Below are 440 nucleotides of genomic sequence, written 5' to 3' on the forward strand. Positions count from 1 at the left end.
CCTTTTTATGGCACAAGCGGGGCCATGATGGAAGCAGAACCCGGTCACTACTGGCTGGAGATTGATCACGGTGATCCGAAGATCCAGGAAAGCTATGGCTGGTATCCGGCAACGGACATCACCAATTCCGGCCCCATGGACAAGGTCAAATCCGGCGTGTCGATGTTCACGCCTTTCTTCGAGGTCGAAGGGTGTATTAATGGCGATTCGCCTGCTCGGCGCAAATCCCAACGGGAGCGCCACCGCTCGGGGATTGCCGGCGGTGGTATTGGTACCCAACCGTTTCCGTGGGATCCACATCACGGGGCGGCCGACGTGAAAACGATTCGTCACCCGTATGTTGGTGTGGGGGATGATCGTTCAGAAGACGAAATCGTGACGGCGATTCGCGATTACACCGCCGGGTACAAGCAGACATCGAACGGGAGATGGACATTCAA

General features: G+C 56.6%; 1 protein-coding gene. It reads left to right on the forward strand.

Annotated elements, in window-relative coordinates:
• Positions 1-24: 24 nt before the first annotated feature.
• A partial coding sequence (locus KVT39_RS36570; RefSeq protein ID WP_217591439.1) for a hypothetical protein occupies positions 25-440 on the forward strand: 416 nt, incomplete at its 3' end.

The sequence above is a fragment of the Burkholderia sp. GbtcB21 genome (assembly GCF_019091065.1).
GTDB classification, from domain to species: domain Bacteria; phylum Pseudomonadota; class Gammaproteobacteria; order Burkholderiales; family Burkholderiaceae; genus Burkholderia; species Burkholderia pyrrocinia_C.